The organism is Paenirhodobacter sp. CAU 1674 (genome assembly GCF_029222945.1).
In the GTDB taxonomy this organism is placed as follows: Bacteria; Pseudomonadota; Alphaproteobacteria; order Rhodobacterales; family Rhodobacteraceae; genus Rhodobacter.
The window spans coordinates 123432-139674 of sequence record NZ_JARHUH010000003.1 but is presented as its reverse complement, the minus strand read 5'-3'; the positions used below and the strand labels follow the sequence as shown (position 1 = coordinate 139674).

At 65.9% G+C, this 16243-nt stretch carries 16 protein-coding genes; 9 read left to right on the top strand and 7 right to left on the bottom strand.

Features of this window, described 5'->3' with window-relative positions; genetic code table 11:
* Nucleotides 1–21 precede the first annotated feature (21 nt).
* On the top strand, nucleotides 22–471 hold the full coding sequence (locus P2G62_RS05175; protein WP_275733811.1) for a low molecular weight protein-tyrosine-phosphatase: 450 nt from the start codon (nucleotides 22–24) through the stop codon (nucleotides 469–471).
* Here P2G62_RS05175 and P2G62_RS05170 read toward each other — a convergent pair.
* Together P2G62_RS05170 and P2G62_RS05165 are read right to left on the bottom strand one after the other, a co-directional pair.
* Nucleotides 456–758, bottom strand: coding sequence for a hypothetical protein (locus P2G62_RS05170; protein ID WP_275733810.1), 303 nt, complete (start codon nucleotides 756–758; stop codon nucleotides 456–458). The genes P2G62_RS05175 and P2G62_RS05170 overlap by 16 nt on opposite strands.
* A 177-nt stretch (nucleotides 759–935) precedes the next feature.
* Entirely contained in the window at nucleotides 936–1124 is a 189-nt protein-coding gene (locus P2G62_RS05165) for a heavy-metal-associated domain-containing protein (protein ID WP_275733809.1), read from the bottom strand.
* A gap of 277 nt (nucleotides 1125–1401) precedes the next feature.
* On the opposite strand from P2G62_RS05165, the gene lepA reads away from it, so the two are divergent.
* The 4 genes from lepA (at nucleotide 1402) to P2G62_RS05145 (ending at nucleotide 6219) form a co-directional block, all read left to right on the top strand.
* On the top strand, nucleotides 1402–3201 hold the full coding sequence (lepA, locus tag P2G62_RS05160) for a translation elongation factor 4 (protein ID WP_275733808.1): 1800 nt from the start codon (nucleotides 1402–1404) through the stop codon (nucleotides 3199–3201).
* Between the two features lie 188 nt (nucleotides 3202–3389).
* Nucleotides 3390–4007 carry an XRE family transcriptional regulator gene (locus P2G62_RS05155; protein WP_275733807.1) on the top strand — a complete coding sequence of 206 codons (618 nt, stop codon included), beginning with the start codon at nucleotides 3390–3392 and terminating at the stop codon, nucleotides 4005–4007.
* Between the two features lie 10 nt (nucleotides 4008–4017).
* The gene (locus P2G62_RS05150) at nucleotides 4018–5277 is read left to right on the top strand and encodes an FAD-dependent oxidoreductase (protein WP_275733806.1); all 1260 of its coding nucleotides are present in this window, start codon (nucleotides 4018–4020) and stop codon (nucleotides 5275–5277) included.
* Nucleotides 5278–5283: 6 nt separating this feature from the next.
* On the top strand, nucleotides 5284–6219 hold the full coding sequence (locus P2G62_RS05145) for an ornithine cyclodeaminase family protein (protein ID WP_275733805.1): 936 nt from the start codon (nucleotides 5284–5286) through the stop codon (nucleotides 6217–6219).
* A gap of 3 nt (nucleotides 6220–6222) precedes the next feature.
* Here the strand turns inward: P2G62_RS05145 and P2G62_RS05140 are convergent, their stop codons facing one another.
* From P2G62_RS05140 to P2G62_RS05120, 5 genes are all read right to left on the bottom strand, one after another.
* Nucleotides 6223–7137, bottom strand: a complete 915-nt coding sequence (locus tag P2G62_RS05140; protein ID WP_275733804.1) for a LysR family transcriptional regulator — start codon at nucleotides 7135–7137, stop codon at nucleotides 6223–6225.
* A 75-nt stretch (nucleotides 7138–7212) separates the two neighbouring features.
* Nucleotides 7213–7878 (bottom strand): amino acid ABC transporter permease, encoded by a 666-nt coding sequence (locus P2G62_RS05135; protein ID WP_275733803.1) that lies wholly within the window; start codon nucleotides 7876–7878, stop codon nucleotides 7213–7215.
* A 10-nt stretch (nucleotides 7879–7888) separates the two neighbouring features.
* The gene (locus P2G62_RS05130; RefSeq protein ID WP_275733802.1) at nucleotides 7889–8557 is read right to left on the bottom strand and encodes an amino acid ABC transporter permease; all 669 of its coding nucleotides are present in this window, start codon (nucleotides 8555–8557) and stop codon (nucleotides 7889–7891) included.
* Between the two features lie 3 nt (nucleotides 8558–8560).
* Nucleotides 8561–9322: an amino acid ABC transporter ATP-binding protein gene (locus P2G62_RS05125; protein WP_275733801.1), complete on the bottom strand. Its 762-nt coding sequence runs from the start codon at nucleotides 9320–9322 to the stop codon at nucleotides 8561–8563.
* Nucleotides 9323–9379: 57 nt separating this feature from the next.
* Nucleotides 9380–10213: a transporter substrate-binding domain-containing protein gene (locus P2G62_RS05120; protein WP_275733800.1), complete on the bottom strand. Its 834-nt coding sequence runs from the start codon at nucleotides 10211–10213 to the stop codon at nucleotides 9380–9382.
* Between the two features lie 526 nt (nucleotides 10214–10739).
* On the opposite strand from P2G62_RS05120, the gene P2G62_RS05115 reads away from it, so the two are divergent.
* Genes P2G62_RS05115 through P2G62_RS05100 form a run of 4 tightly spaced genes read left to right on the top strand, consistent with a single transcriptional unit; the run spans nucleotide 10740 to nucleotide 16221 of the window.
* The gene (locus tag P2G62_RS05115; protein ID WP_275733799.1) at nucleotides 10740–12023 is read left to right on the top strand and encodes an FAD-binding oxidoreductase; all 1284 of its coding nucleotides are present in this window, start codon (nucleotides 10740–10742) and stop codon (nucleotides 12021–12023) included.
* 7 nt (nucleotides 12024–12030) lie between these two features.
* Nucleotides 12031–13455 carry a hypothetical protein gene (locus P2G62_RS05110; protein WP_275733798.1) on the top strand — a complete coding sequence of 475 codons (1425 nt, stop codon included), beginning with the start codon at nucleotides 12031–12033 and terminating at the stop codon, nucleotides 13453–13455.
* A 20-nt stretch (nucleotides 13456–13475) separates the two neighbouring features.
* Entirely contained in the window at nucleotides 13476–14987 is a 1512-nt protein-coding gene (locus P2G62_RS05105) for an aldehyde dehydrogenase family protein (protein WP_275733797.1), read from the top strand.
* A gap of 7 nt (nucleotides 14988–14994) precedes the next feature.
* Nucleotides 14995–16221: a pyridoxal phosphate-dependent aminotransferase gene (locus P2G62_RS05100; RefSeq protein ID WP_275733796.1), complete on the top strand. Its 1227-nt coding sequence runs from the start codon at nucleotides 14995–14997 to the stop codon at nucleotides 16219–16221.
* Nucleotides 16222–16243: the final 22 nt, after the last annotated feature.

The following is a 16243-nucleotide window of genomic DNA, read 5'->3' as shown; positions in this document are numbered from 1 at the left end:
CCCCTTCGTTATTACCGCCCTATGCGTATCCTGTTTCTCTGCCTTGGCAATATCTGCCGGTCCCCCGCCGCCGAAGGTGTGTTTCGCAAACTGGCCGCCGAGGCGGGCCTGCGGGCCGAGGCCGACAGTGCGGGCACCGGCGGCTGGCACGCGGGCGAACCGCCCTATGGCCCGATACAGGCCGCCGCGCGGGCACGGGGCTATGACCTGAGCGCGCTACGCGCGCGGCAACTGATGCGCGCCGACTTCGCGGCTTTCGATCTGATTTTGGCGATGGACGGGCAGAACCTGCGCGATGCGGCGCGGCTGGCGCCAGCGGGCGCGCGCGCCGAATTGCGGCTGTTTCTGGATGGGGCGCCGGGCACGCAGGATGTGCCCGACCCCTATTACACGCGCGACTTCGACGGGTGCCTGCGTCTGATCGAACAGGGCGCGCAGGCGCTGATCGCCCGGCTTCAGCCGCCGCAGTAGGCCTCGGCCGTGCTGGCGAAGGATTTGTAGCGCAGCCAGAAATCCTCGTCCGATTTGCGGTCGGACTGGCGCACTTCCTGGGCCTTGTGCGGGTCTTTGAAGAAACCCGAGGCCCGGCGTTGATCGGCCCGCGACAGGGTCATGTCGGCGACCTGCTGGATGCAGCCGCACAGCTGGCGGTTCGCGGCCGAGCGCCCGGCGTTCAGACAGGCGTTGTCGATCGGGCCGGCATGGGATTGGGTTGCGCCCAAGGCCACGAACGCCACCGCAAGGAGGGAAGTCTTCATTGCTCTGCCTCTTTGATTCCGGCGGGGTCATGGCCCCGGCCTGTTATTTGCACCGCATTATACGAAAAATCGCAAGAATTCACAATGTCGCGCGCGAAAATCCGCCGGTCCAGGCGCCCGGGGCATGCGGCCCACCATGGCTGGTGGGCGGCAAAATCAGGCCCGCAAGCTCTGGCGTCAGGCGATGACCTCGGCTTCATACCCTGCGGCTTTCAGAGCGGCCAGCACCGTCGCTTCGGGCAGGCCGTTCACCTCGATTTCGCGGTCTTCGAGACTCACCAGCGCCTTGCCGCCGACCTCGGTGATCGCGGCTTCGACGGCGGCCTTGCAGTGGCCGCAGGTCATGTTGGGAACGGACAGGATCATGGCATCTTCCGGATTGAGTGTGGGAATCGATGGCGCATATTCCTACCATCTCGGTGCGGGGGCAATCGCAGATGGACGAGGGGGCCGGAAAGGGACGCGGTTTCATCGCCGGCGTTCCCCGGGGGATGATTGGCATGCCATGCGCGTGGCGCAGGCCGGTTTTCTGGAAGATGCGATAAGGGCCTGTGCCGGGCGCGCCATTGATGTCTTTCTCAAGGCGTAGCACGCCCCTTCAATCCCCCTTCCCGGCCTCTGTTTTTATCGCTATATCGCGCCCATGACCCAGCTCGATCACATCCGCAATTTCTCCATCGTGGCGCATATCGACCACGGCAAATCCACCCTCGCCGACCGGCTGATCCAGCTCACCGGCACGGTGGCTGCGCGCGACATGAAGGCGCAGATGCTCGACTCGATGGATATCGAGCGCGAGCGGGGCATCACCATCAAGGCCAACACGGTGCGGATCGAATATCCCGCCAAGGATGGCCAGACCTATATCCTGAACCTGATCGACACCCCCGGTCACGTCGACTTTGCCTATGAGGTCAGCCGCAGCATGCGCGCGGTCGAAGGCAGCCTGCTGGTGGTGGATGCCAGCCAAGGCGTCGAGGCGCAGACCTTGGCCAACGTCTATCAGGCGATCGACGCGGGCCATGAAATCGTGCCGGTGCTGAACAAGATCGACCTGCCCGCGGCCGAGCCCGACCGGGTGAAGGAACAGATCGAGGATGTGATCGGCATCGACGCCAGCGATGCGATTCCGATTTCGGCGAAATCGGGCTTGGGCATTCCCGATGTGCTGGAGGCCATCGTCACCCGCCTGCCGCCGCCGAAAGGCGACCGCGACGCCCCCCTGAAGGCGATGCTCGTGGACAGCTGGTATGACAGCTATCTGGGCGTCGTCGTGATGATCCGGGTGATGGATGGCGTCATCCGCAAGGGCGACAAGATCAAGATGATGCAGACCGGCGCGGTCTATGGCATCGACAAGCTGTCGGTGCTGAAACCGCAGATGGTCGATATTGCCGAACTGGGGCCCGGCGAGATCGGTGTGTTCACCGCCTCGATCAAGCAGGTGCGCGACACCCGCGTCGGCGACACGATCACGCATGAGAAGAAACCCTGCGCCGCCGCGCTGCCGGGGTTCAAACCGGCGCAGCCGGTGGTGTTCTGCGGGCTGTTTCCGGTCGATGCGAATGATTTCGAACCGCTGCGCGACGCGATCGAGAAGCTGGCGCTGAACGATGCCTCGTTCAGCTATGAAATGGAAACCTCGGCCGCGCTTGGCTTCGGCTTCCGCTGTGGCTTCCTTGGCCTGCTGCACCTCGAGGTGATCCGCGACCGTCTGGAACGCGAATATGACCTTGATCTGATCACCACTGCGCCGTCGGTCGTGTTCAAGCTGCATATGAAGGACGGCGAGGTGCGCGACCTGCACAACCCCGCCGACATGCCCGACCTGACGCTGGTCGACCATATCGAAGAGCCGCGGATCAAGGCCACGATCATGGTGCCCGACGAATATCTGGGCGATGTTCTGAAACTGTGTCAGGACCGGCGCGGCATCCAGATGGACCTGACCTATGCGGGCAGCCGCGCGATGGTGGTCTATGACCTGCCGCTGGCCGAAGTGGTGTTCGACTTCTACGACCGGCTGAAATCGGTCACCAAGGGCTATGCCAGCTTCGATTACCAGATCTCGGGCTATCGCGAGGATTTCCTGGTGAAAATGTCGATTCTGGTAAACGACGAGCCGGTCGATGCGCTGTCGATCATGGTGCACCGCGACCGGGCCGAGGCCCGGGGCCGCGCGATGGTCGAGAAGCTGAAAGAGCTGATCCCGCGGCACATGTTCAAGATCCCGATTCAGGCCGCCATCGGCGCCCGCGTGATCGCGCGTGAAACGCTGTCGGCGATGCGCAAGGACGTGACCGCGAAATGCTATGGCGGTGACGCGACCCGGAAGAAGAAGCTGCTGGAAAAGCAAAAGGCCGGGAAGAAGAAGATGCGCCAGTTCGGCAAGGTCGAGATCCCGCAGACCGCGTTCATCTCGGCGCTGAAAATGGATAACTGAGACTTTCGCCCCGCCGTTGTGCGGGGCGATTTCTTTCTTGCCTGTGTATTGTGCAGGGCAAGGCATCCCCCTGAAATCTTGCGTAAGTTTGTGGCGCCGCTGGTTTTCCGGCGCGCTTTGGCTGAAATTAATTTGCGTATACGCAAATTTTCCTCACATCTGCTGGAAACCCCGGAGCGGAGCCCGCCATGTGGAAGACGATCCAGCAAGACATACCCGACAGCCTGCCTGGCCCCGCGGAGCCGTTGGCGCTCGGCGATAACCTACGGGCGATCCGGCTTGACCGGGGCCTGACGCTGACTGCACTTGCCGCGCAAAGCGGGGTGTCGGCGGCCAGCCTGTCGCGGATCGAGGGGGCGCAGTTGTCGCCGACTTTCGATGTGCTGGTGAAGATCTGCAAAGGTCTGGATTTGGCGATCCCGGAACTGCTGAACTACCGCCGGATGCAACGGCTTTCGGGCTGGCGTTCGCTTGCGCGGGCGGGGCAGGGGCGGGTGATCGAAACCCCGCAGTATCGGCTTGAACCGCTGTGCGACGACGTTGCGGCCAAGCCCTATCTGGTGTTTCGCGCCACAATTCTGGCGCGCAGCCTTGAGGCTTTCGAAGCGCTGCAAAGCCACCCGGGCCAGGAACAGATCGTCGTGCAAAGCGGGCGTGTGCGGGTTCACACCGAACATTACGCCCCCGTCGATCTGGGCCCCGGCGACAGTTTCGCCTTTGACAGTGCGATGGGCCATGCGCTGATTTCCCTCAGCGATGCCCCGGCCGAAGTTCTGTGGGTCTGCGACCTGCACGAGACCCCCTGAGGAGAGACAGATGCAAGACGATCCGATCGTGGTGATCGGCGCGGGGGTCATCGGCACGATGACAGCGCGCGCCTTGGCGAAACGGGGCAGGCGGGTGACCGTGATCGAGCGGTTGCCGGGCCCCGCGCAGCTGTGTTCGCGCGGCAATGCCGGGATCATGGCGGTGGGCCATGCCAAGGCCTGGGCCGAGCCCGCGGCGATTCCGGCACTGGGGCAGGCGCTGCTGGGGCGGGCGCCGGGCATTCGGGTGACGCGGCTGATGGACCCGGCACTGTGGCGCTGGGGGGTGGAATTCCTGCGCCACTGCACCACCGCTGCGAACAAGGTGAATACCGACAAGGAGCGGCGGCTGAGCCGCTATAGCCGCGACATGTTGCAGGCCGCCGAGGCCGAGATGGGCCTGCCTGCCGCAACCTGGCATGCGGGCGCGCTTTATCTGTTTCAGGATGCCGCGCAGTTTCGCAACTATGCCGCCAAGGTCGGCGCGGGGGCCGAAATCACTGCGCTGAGCCGCGACGATCTGATTGCGCGCGAACCCGGGCTGGCGGCGATGCGCGACCGGTTGGCGGGGGGCTTGCTCAGCCGGATCGATTCTGTCGGCGATTGCCATCTGTTCACTGGGCGCACCGCGGCTTGGGCGGCCGAAAACGGCGTCGAGTTTCGCTATGACACCGATGTCACCGGGTTTGCCCGCGCGAATGGCCGGATCACGGCGGTGCAGACCGATGCGGGGCCGATTGCCTGCGCGGGGGTGGTGCTGGCGACCGGGGTCGAGACGCCGGATCTGACCCGGCCGCTGGGCTTTGCGCCGGCGATCTATCCGGTCAAGGGGTATTCGGGCACCTGGCGGATCACCGACCCCGCGGGCGTGCCGAAGCTGCCCTTCGTCGATGAAACCGAATTGCTGGCAGTGGCCAATTATGGCGACCGGCTGCGGGTCACGGCGATTGCCGAATTCGCCGGGCGCGACCGCAGCCTGCCTGCCGACCGCGTGAAGCTGCTGGATGCGTATGTGCGGCGCAGTTTTGGCGCGGCGGTCGATCTGGACCACCCGGAATTCTGGACGGGCCTGCGCCCGACCACGCCCGCCGGACCGCCCTATCTGGGGCGGGTGCGTCGGTTCGAAAATCTTTGGATCAATGCCGGTCATGGCCAGCTTGGCTGGACGATGAGCCTGGGCGCCGCAGAAACTCTGGCGCAGGCGATGGCTGGTGAACCCCCGGCGCTGCGCGATGTGTCGTCGCGCGCGCGCTGGCTTGAGGCTCTGTGAGGTGACATGCAGGTTTTGACGCTGGAAGAGACACGCGCCGCGCTGCCGTTCGGGCCGCTGATCGACGCGCTGGATGCAGGATTTCGCGCGGGCGCGGAGGTGCCGCTGCGCCACCATCACCCGATGGTCAACCCCGGTGCCGCCGATGACATGCTGCTGCTGATGCCCGCGTGGCAGGCGGCGGGCTGGGGCGGGGTGAAAATCGTCAATGTCCATCCCGGCAACGCCGGGCGCGGGCTGCCCGCGATCGCGTCGAGCTATATCCTGTTCGATCGGGTGACCGGCGCGCACAAATTGCTGCTCGATGGTGGCGAATTGACCGCGCGGCGCACGGCGGCGGCTTCGGCGCTGGCGGCGCGCAGGCTGGCGCGACCCGACAGCCGGCGTCACCTGATCGTGGGGGCGGGGCGTGTCGGCGCCAATCTGGCACAGGCCTATCGCGCCGCGCTGCCCATCGAGGCGGTGGAAGTCTGGAGCCGCACCGCGGCTTCGGCCGAAGCGCTTGCCGCCGATCTGCGTGCGCAGGGTATTCCCGCGGTGGCCGCGCCCGATCTGCAAGCCGCCGTGGGCCGCGCCGATATCGTGTCCTGTGCGACGTTGTCGAGAACGCCGCTGATCCATGGTGACTGGCTGCATCCGGGTCAGCATATCGACCTGATCGGATCGTTCACCCCCGAGATGCGCGAGGCCGACGACAGGGCGCTGCAACGTGCGCGGATCTTTCTGGATACCGATCATGCGCGCATCGAAAGCGGCGATATCGCGCTGCCGCTGGCCGCGGGCGCGATCACCGAGGCGGATATCGAAGGCACGCTTGAAGCGTTGTGCCGTGACAACAGGCACCCGCGCCGCGGCCCCGGCGAGATAACGCTGTTCAAGGGGGTAGGCTCGGCCGTCGAGGACCTGAGCGCGGCCATTCTGGCCTGGAACAGTCTGGCGTGAAGATCAGCCTGCCGCCCGCGCCGCTTCGAAGGCGCGGGTCTCGGCGCTGAGCCAGGTGCAGAACAACCGCAGCGGTTCATAACTTTCCTGATCGCGGGGCCAGCACAGGTAATAGGCCTCGTCCGAGCGCATCGGCGCATCAAGCGCGCGCACCAGACGCCCGGCCGCGATTTCATCTTCGATCAGAAAGGTCGGCAGCAGAGCCACGCCCATGCCCGCCGCGGCCGCTTGTGCGGCGGTGGCAAACTGGTCGAACAGCATGCCGTGGACATTTTGCGCATCGACACCGTTGCGCAGGAAATACTTCTCCCACGCGTCCGGGCGCGAGGTCAGGTGCAACAGCGGTGCGGCGCGCAGATCGGCCGGTGTGGCAAAACCAAACCGCGCGGCCATTTCCGGCGCACAGGCCGGCACCACATCTTCGCCCATCAGATAGGCGGAATCGGCACCGGGCCAGTCGGTGCGGCCGAAATGGATTGCCGCATCCACCGCCTCGGTCGAGAAGTCGAACTGCGTCAGCCGGGTCACCAGATTGATCGTGATGCCCGGATTTTCGGCCAGAAACGCGGGCAGCCGCGGCGCCAGCCAGCGCGTGCCGAAGGTGGGCAGGATCGCCAGCGACAGCGTGCCGCCATGGGGATTGGCGCGCAGGTTCATCGACGCCTGCGAGATTTTCTGCAACGCCTCGCGCACCTCTCGGGCGTAAGACACGCCGCCCAGCGTCAGCCGGATCGTCTGTTTCTCGCGGTGGAACAGGGTTGTGCCCAGCTGTTCCTCCAGCGCGCGGATCTGCCGTGACACCGCGCTTTGCGTCAGCGACAGCTCTTGCGCGGCGCCGGTGATGGATTGCAGGCGCGCCGCCGCCTCGAACGCCTGCAACAGCGACAGCGAAGGCAGAAAGCGACGCGGGGTTTTCATCAGCAGGGCTCCGATCTGGTCGCGCCTGATGTCGCCCGGGTGTCGCGCCGAGACAAGCATTTTCTGTGCCTCTTTTCAGACCGCCAGCCGCCGCAGGATGCGGGTTTCGACACGGCCGACGATGCGGGTCAGCGGGAAGGCCACGGTGAAATAGATGATCGCGATGGCGGTCAGCATCTCGACCGGGCGCCCGGTGCGGTTGGCGATCGACGAGCCGATGAACATCAGATCCGCCATCCCCACCGCCGAGATCAGCGCGCTTTCCTTGAACAGCGCAACCGCATTCGACAGGAGCGTGGGGATCGCCCGCAGCAGGGCCTGCGGCAGCACCACCCAGATCGCAAGCCGCAGTCCGGTGATCCCCAAGGCACGACAGGTGTCATATTGCTCGCGCGGGATGGATTTCAGCGCCGCACGGAAGGTCTCGGACGTGATCGCCCCGGCATAGAGCGACAGGCTCAGCACGGCCGAAATGAAGTTCCCGGGTTCGGCCCCGATCAGCATCGGCAGGCAGTAGAAGATCCAGAACAGTTGAATCAGAACCGGGGTGCCGCGGAACAGTTCGACATAGAAAATCGCCACCGCGCGCACCGGCATCAACCGCGAGCGCCGCGCCTGCGAGGTCACGAACCCAAGTGCGACGCCGATGGCCAGACAGATCAGCGTCAGCCGCAGGCTGGTGCCCAGCCCGATCAGCAGTGCATCCCAGTATTTGAACGGGATCGTCGGATCGAAATGCATGCTGCTCTCCTCAGGCCTGAACGCGGTCGAACCGCGCCTCGATACGTTGCACGATCAGCGAGATCGGCGCCGAAATCGCGAAATAGATCGCCGCGACCACGGTATAGGTCTCGATCGGGCGGTAGGTTTCGGTGGCCAGCATCTTGCCCTCGTACATCAGGTCCGGGATCGCCACGAGCGCGACCAGCGCGCTTTGCTGAAAGATGGTGATGCCGTTGGTCATCAGCACCGGCAGGGCCGCGCGCAGGGCATGGGGCAGCACGACGTGGCGCACCCGGGTCCAGCCACCAAGCCCCAGCGCCGCGCAGGCATCATATTGTTCGCGCGGCACCGACTGGATCGCGGCACGGTATCCTTCGGCATTGAACGCCGCCAGGTTCAGCCCCAGAGCCAGCACGCCCATCACCATCGGATCGACGAACAGGTTGAACAGGATCGGCACGCAGTAAAAGAACCAGACGACCTGGATCAGCACCGGCGTGCAGCGGAACAGCTCGACCAAGGCCGTGGCAGGCACACGCAGCACCGGCATCCGGGCGCGCAGCATCAGCGCAATCGCGAACCCTGCGGTCAGCCCGATCAGATTGGCCAGCCCGGTCAGCTCCAGCGAGACCAGCAAGCCTTGCCCCAGCTTGTCGAGATTTTGCCAGACATAGAAAAACTGCAGCTCGTAACCCATGGCTCATTTCTTCCTGGCAAAGACGCGCTCGACGAATTCGCGGGTGCGGGCGACCTGCGGATTGTCCAGCACCTGTTCGGGCGGGCCATCCTCGACCACCACGCCACCCGCAGCAAACACCACGCGGCTGGCGATGTTGCGGGCGAAATGCATATCGTGGGTCACGATCATCATCGGCATGCCCTGATCGGCCAGTTCCATCATCACCGCCTCGACCTCGGCCACCAGTTCGGGGTCGAGCGCCGAGGTCACTTCGTCGAACAGCAGCAGGTCGGGGTCGAGCATCAGTGCCCGGGCAATCGCCACGCGCTGTTTCTGGCCGCCCGACAGCTGCGCGGGATAGGCGCGCGCTTTCGCCGCCAGCCCGAACCGTTCCAGCAGCGCCATCGCCTTGGCCTCGGCCTCGGCGCGGGGTGTGCCGCGGGTCTTCACCGGCGCCAGCGTCAGGTTGCGCAGGATGTCCAGATGCGGAAAGAGCGTATAGTGCTGAAACACCATGCCGACCCGGGCCTGCAATTTGTGGTCGATCTTGGTCTTGCCGCCATCGCGCAGAATATAGGGTTTGCCATCCAGATAGACATCGCCGCCGGTGATGTCCTCCAGGCCCATCACGATGCGCAGAAGCGTCGATTTGCCCCCGCCCGAGGGGCCGATGATGACCAGCCGGTCGCCCCGGTCCATCGCAAGGCTGAGCCCCTTGAAGATGTCCAGATCGCCATAGGATTTGTGCAGATTGTGAATTTTAAGGAGCTTGTCCTGAACCATCGTCTTCGTCGCTTTGCGCCAAGGGTGAAGGCGGGGGGCAGGCCCCCGCCGCCGGGATCACTGGCCCTCGGCCAGAACCTGTTGCACGGCCTTGTCGACCAGCCGGTCGACCTGACCTGTCGCCACCTTCTCTTCGATGAAGATGTTCAGCGCGGCCACGTCCTTGGCCGGGAAGGCCGCGTTCAGGCCAAAACCCACGCCCTGTTTGGCAATTGCGGGCGTCGGCGCCATTGCCACGGCCCAATCCTTGTTCGCCTCGACGAACAGGCGGTTGGTGTCGGACGGATCGGCCAGCACATCGGCGCGACGCGACATCACCGCAAGGCGCGCCTCGTCCGAAGACGGCAGGCGCAGGATCGTGGCGTTCTGGATCAGCGGCGAAACCGATTTGTCCATCGCGGTGCCCGACGCCACGGCGATCGTCATGCCTGCGACATCGAAATCGGCCAGGCCCTTGGCATCGGCGGGCACTTTCGGATTGGCCTTGTTGTAGACCAGCGTGACCTCATAGGGCACGGCAGGCTCCGAAAAGGTGACGGCCAGCGCGCGGGTCGGCGTGCGGTTCAGCGCCAGCGACATATCCCATTTGCCCGCCTGCAGCCCGGCCACGATGTTGTCCCAGGTGGTGTCGACGAATTCGACCGGGACATTCAGCACCTCTTCGCCGAACTGGCGGCACAGGTCGGCGAAGAAGCCGGAATAGTCGCCCGTCACAGGGTCGCGCATGACATAGGGCGGATAGACGGCGGCGCCGCAGCGCAGCTTGCCCGCAGCCTGCACACCACCCCAGCCGTCCTCGGGCGATCCGGCGATGGCGGGGGTTTGCAGGGCTGCGGCAAGGGCCAGCCCAAGGGCAAGGCTGCGAAGCGGGAATTGGAACGGGTTGATCACGGGCGGTCTCCCTGTTGGGGTGTTATGGGTCTCGCCCGGGCCGGTGGGCGGCGGGCTTGGCATCAGAACGGGGCCGGAAAAGGGGTGGGGACAATCAACCGATAGGCAAAAGATCATTCTTTTTTGGAATGATCTTTTGGCGGTCCCTTGAAAGGCAGAGGTTTTTTGCTGCGTTGCGGCGTTCCGCGCGCAGGCATTGTTTTCATGGATTTTCCCGGCGCATGATTTTTGGGCGGATTTTGCGCGGGAATGATTGTTTCCCGATCTCTTGCTGAAAACCGATGTTTTGCATGGGTATGGGCGTCCGAGGGGCCTGTGCATGGCTGGTGTCCCCGTTTCTGGGCATGTTGCGGGGAGGCGTGCGCGCGGGAAGGCCCTCTCGGTTTCTGCGGGTCTGGCACGGGGCGTCTTCGCATTCCGCAATGGAATGATGTCAGGCGCACACGGAACTGGCCTTCCTGCGCGTTTTGGGGCACTTCAAAAAGGCGCGGCACTGTCGCCGCATATTTCTTGTCGGAGCCCGATGATGCGCAACGATCCCCGCAGCCATGGTCTTTGGGAGCTGTCCGCCCCCGCCGCCCCCTCGCTGCCGCCGCTGAATGGCGCGGCGGAAACCGAGGTGGCGATCATCGGTGCAGGCTATACCGGGCTGTCGGCGGCGCTGCATCTGGCCGAGGCCGGCGTTTCGGTGACGGTGCTGGAGGCGGTCGAGCCGGGGTTCGGCGGCGCAGGGCGCAACGTCGGGCTGGTGAACGCCGGCATGTGGGTGATGCCGCAGGAATTGCCCAACGTGCTGGGCGCCGACTATGGCGCGCGGCTGCTCGACTTTCTGGGCAACGCCCCTGCCGAGGTCTTCGGGATCGTGCGCCGCCACGGGCTCGACTGTCAGGCGGTGCATAACGGCACGCTGCATCTGGCCGTCGGCGCGTCCGGTTTGCGGGAAATCACCGACCGCATGACGCAGTGGCAAGCCTGCGGTGCGCCTGTCGAGTTGCTGGATGCCGCGCAGACCCGGGCGCGGGTGGGCGGCGGGCGCTATACCGGCGCGTTGCTGGACCATCGCGCGGGCACGATCCAGCCGCTGGCCTATGTGCGGGGGCTGGCCCGCGCGGCGCTGCAGGCCGGGGCGGTGATCCATGCCAATTCGCCGGTGACCTCGGTCGCGCGCGATGGCAATGACTGGCGGTTGCGCACCGAGGCCGGCACGCTTCGGGCGAAATGGCTGATCCCGGCCTCGGACGCCTACACTCAGGCGGTATTCCCAGAAATCGTGCGCGAACAGGTGATCCTGCCCTATTTCAACATGTCCACCCCGGTTCTGCCCGACGATGTCCGCGCGACGATTCTGCCCGGGGGCGAAGGGTGCTGGGATACGCCCGAGGTGTTGTCGTCCTACCGGATGGATGCGGCGGGGCGGCTGATTTTCGGGTCGGTCGGGCGGCTGGGCGGGATCGACCGCGCCACGCACCGGGCCTGGGCGCTGCGCGCGATGCACCGGATCTTCCCGCAGTTGCGCGGGATCGGGTTCGAAACCGAATGGTGGGGCCGGATCGGCATGACCTCGGACAACTTGCCGCGTCTGCATGTCTTTGGCGAGCGCGCGCTGGGATTTTGCGGCTATAACGGGCGAGGCATTGCGCCGGGCACGGTGTTCGGCAAGGCATTGGCACGACATATTCTGGGCGATCTGCCGCCGGATGCGATGCCGCTGCCGGTGACGCGCTCTGAAGCGGCCAGTCTGCGCGACGCGAAATTCGCCTGGTATGCGGCGGGTGCGGGGCTGGTGCATTTCGTGTCGGATCGGATCTGAGGCGGGAATGACGGACAGGCATGTGAATGGCGGCATGGGGCTGACGCGCGGGGATGTCATCGCGCGTGTGGCCGGGCTGCTGGCGGTGGTGATGATCGGGGCGCTGGTCGCCGGGCAGATCGGCATGCGCATCGCGCCGGGCTGGGGCGCGTTGAACTGGGTCGCGGCGGCGGCGGCGGTGATGCTGGCGCTGATCCGGCTGCCGCATGTGCAGCGGATCGCGCGGATCTTTGCCATCGCGGCCCTGGGGGTGGCGGCGCTGGTCGCGCTGGCCGCGCCCGAGGCACTGCCCGCGATGACCCGGGCGTTGTTTCAGGGCACTGCGTTTTCCGCCTTTCTGACCACGCTCGGGCTGATCCGGGCGCCGGTGCGCGCCTCGCGCGTGATCGGCGTGGCGGCGGCACGCCTGTTTGCCTACCCCGCCCGGATGCGCAGTGCGGCGATGACCTTCGGCGCGCAGTTCCTGTCGGTGTTGTTCAATATCGGCACGATCGGGATGATGTCCGACATCGCGACCGACCATGCCGCCCGCGCCCGGGCCGAGGGCAAGCCGGGCATCGACCCGGCGCCGGTGACGCTGGCGGCGCTGCGCGGCACGATCCTGATGACGGTCTGGAACCCGATCGGCGTGGGCTTTGCCATCGTCACCTCGGCGATCCCGGGGCTGGACCCGGTGCGTTTTCTGGCGCTGAGCTTCGGTGCCGCGATGCTGGTGTCGGCGGGCAGCCTGCTGATCGGGCGCACCGCGGCCACCGCCGACCCGGAAAGCACCGCCACCGTGCAGGGCGGTCGGGCGCTGGCGGCAATTCTGGCCGCCGTGGCCGGGCTGATCGCGGTGACGCTGGCGCTGCATCGCGGGCTCGACATCAGCTTTCTGGTCGCGGCCTGTCTGGTGCTGCCGCTTCTGGCCGTTCTGTGGCCGCGGATCGAACCTGCCGCACGCGCCCCCAAGGGCACCAGCCCGCTGGCCGCGCTGTCCGAGGCCTCGGCCGTGATGGCGAACGAGGCGACGATCTTTCTGGCGGCCGCTGTGATCGGTGCCGGGGCGTCGGTGGCGCTCAATGCACTGGGCATCGGTGCGCTGATCGAAAGCGGCGCATTGCCGGCGCTGGCGATCATTCTGGGTTGCCTGGTGCTGATCCCGCTGGCGGGTGCGCTGATGATCCCGCATTCGATTGTCATGGTGATGGCCGCGCAACTGTTCGGTGCGGGGCCGGTGGGTGCGGCCCATCCCTTTGCGCTGGCGCTGGCGCTGTGCTTCGCCTGGGCGCTGGCGATTTCGGCCTCGCCGATTTCGGCCATGTCGATCATCACCGGACGGCATCTGCACATGCCGCCGACCCGCGTCACTTTCGCTGTCAACCGCGCCTTCACCCTATATGGGCTGGCCGCGTCGGCGGCGCTGATCACCCTCATCTATTTTCTCGAATAAGCCCCAAGGAAGGACACTCCATGTCGCTTGCAACCGAAACCCGCACCCTGCTTGACACGCTTGGCGTCGATGCGGCCCGTTATACCAGCGGCACAATGGCCAGCTTCAGCCCGGTGACCGGCGAGCAGATCGGTGCGCTGGTCGCGGACACGCCCGACACCGCCGCTGCCGCCATTGCCCGCGCGAAAACCGCGTTCAAGGCCTGGCGCATGGTGCCCGCGCCCAAACGTGGCGAACTGGTGCGCCTGCTGGGTGAAGAGTTGCGCGCCTCGAAAGAGGCATTGGGCAAACTTGTGTCGATCGAGGCCGGCAAAAGCCCGTCCGAAGGCCTGGGCGAAGTGCAGGAAATGATCGACATCTGCGATTTCGCCGTCGGCCTGTCGCGGCAGCTTTACGGCCTGACCATCGCCACCGAACGCCCCGGGCACCGGATGATGGAAACCTGGCATCCGCTGGGCGTCGTGGGCGTGATCTCGGCCTTCAACTTCCCGGTTGCGGTCTGGTCGTGGAATACGGCGCTGGCCCTTGTCTGCGGCGATCCCGTGATCTGGAAGCCGTCGGAAAAAACCCCGCTGACCGCGCTTGCGAGCCAGGCGATCCTGGAGCGGGCACTGGCGCGCTTCGGTGCCGCGCCCGCGGATCTGTGCCAGGTGCTGATCGGCGCGGGGGATGTCGGCAATGTGCTGGTCGAAAGCCCGGATGTGGCGCTGATCTCGGCCACCGGCTCGACCCGGATGGGGCGGATCGTCGGGCCCAAGGTGGCGGCGCGCTTCGGGCGCACGATCCTGGAGCTTGGCGGCAACAATGCGGGCATCGTCTGCCCCTCGGCCGATCTGGACATGGTGCTGCGCGCGGTCGCATTCGGGGCGATGGGCACGGCGGGGCAGCGCTGCACCACGATGCGGCGGCTGTTCGTGCATGACAGCGTCTATGACGCGCTGGTGCCGCGGCTGATCAAGGCCTATGCGAGCGTTTCGGTGGGCAACCCGCTGGAAACCCAGGCGCTGGTCGGGCCGCTGGTCGACAAGCTGGCCTTCGACGCGATGCAGGATGCGCTGGCCGCCGCGCGCGCCGCGGGCGGCACGGTGCATGGCGGCGAACGCGAGGCTGTCGCCTCGAACGCGGCCTATTATGTGCGCCCGGCGCTTGTCGAGATGCCCGCGCAGCTGGGCCCGGTGCTGGAGGAAACCTTCGCGCCGATCCTTTATGTGATGAAATACGGTGATTTCGATGCGGTGATCGAAGACCACAACGCGGTCGGCGCGGGCCTGTCCTCGTCGATCTTCACGCTGGACATGCGCGAGATGGAAACCTTCCTGTCGGCGCGCGGGTCTGATTGCGGGATCGCCAACGTCAATATCGGCACCTCGGGCGCGGAAATCGGCGGCGCCTTCGGGGGCGAGAAGGAAACCGGCGGCGGGCGTGAAAGCGGCTCGGATGCGTGGAAAGGCTACATGCGGCGGGCGACCAACACGATCAACTTCTCGCGCGAGCTGCCGCTGGCGCAGGGCGTGACCTTCGACATCGACTGAGGCGAACATGACCGCAGATCTTCCTGAAACGGCCGGGTTCGTCCCGGCCGACCGGATCGCCGCGCTTGGCGTGTCCGAAATCCTGCAGATCGGTGCGCGGGCCGCGGCGATGAAGCGTGCAGGCAAGCCGGTGATCATTCTGGGCGCGGGCGAGCCCGATTTCGACACGCCCGACTGGGTGAAGAATGCCGCCACGCAGGCCATGGCTGCAGGGCAGACGAAATACACCGCGCTGGATGGCACGCCCGAACTGAAGGCGGCGATTGCCGGGAAATTCCGGCGCGAAAATGGCGTGGACTATACGCCGGCCGAAATCACCGTGGCGACGGGTGCCAAGCAGGTTTTGTTCAACGCGCTGATGGCGACGCTGAACCCCGGGGACGAGGTCATCATTCCGACGCCCTGCTGGACGTCCTATTTCGACATCGTGCGGATTGCGGGGGGTGTGCCGGTCGCGGTGGCCTGTGACGGTGCGCAGGGCTTCCGCCTGAGCGCCGCCGACTTGGCTGCGGCGATCACCCCGCGCAGCCGCTGGGTGATCCTGAACTCGCCCTCGAACCCCACGGGTGCGGCCTATTCCGAGGCCGAGTATCGCCCGTTGCTCGAGGTGCTGCTGGCCCATCCGCAGTTGTGGCTGATGGTCGACGACATGTATGAACATATTGTCTATGACGATTTCCGGTTCGTCACGCCCGCCGCGTTGGAACCACGGCTGAAATCGCGCATCCTGACGGTGAACGGCGTGTCCAAGGCCTATGCGATGACCGGCTGGCGGATCGGTTACGCCGGCGGACCCGAGGCGCTGATCCGGGCGATGGCGGTGGTGCAAAGCCAGTCGACCTCCTGCCCCAGCTCGATTTCTCAGGCGGCGGCGCTGGCCGCGCTGAACGGGCCGCAGGATTTTCTGGCCGCCCGGACCGAAAGCTTCCGCCGTCGCCGCGATCTGGTGGTCGCCGCGCTGAACGCGATCCCGGGGATCAGTTGCCGGGTGCCGGAAGGTGCGTTCTATACCTTCGCCTCCTGCGCGGGGCTGATCGGCAAGACTACGCCCTCGGGCCGGGTGATCGGATCGGATCGCGACTTCTGCGCCTGGCTGCTGGACGAGGCCGATGTGGCGATGGTGCCGGGCGCGGCCTTCGGCCTGTCGCCGTATTTCCGCATCTCCTATGCGACCTCCGAGGCGGAACTGACCGAGGCGCTGGCCCGGATCGCGACGGCCTGCGCGACGCTTTGAAACCAATGTGCCCGGCCTGCAA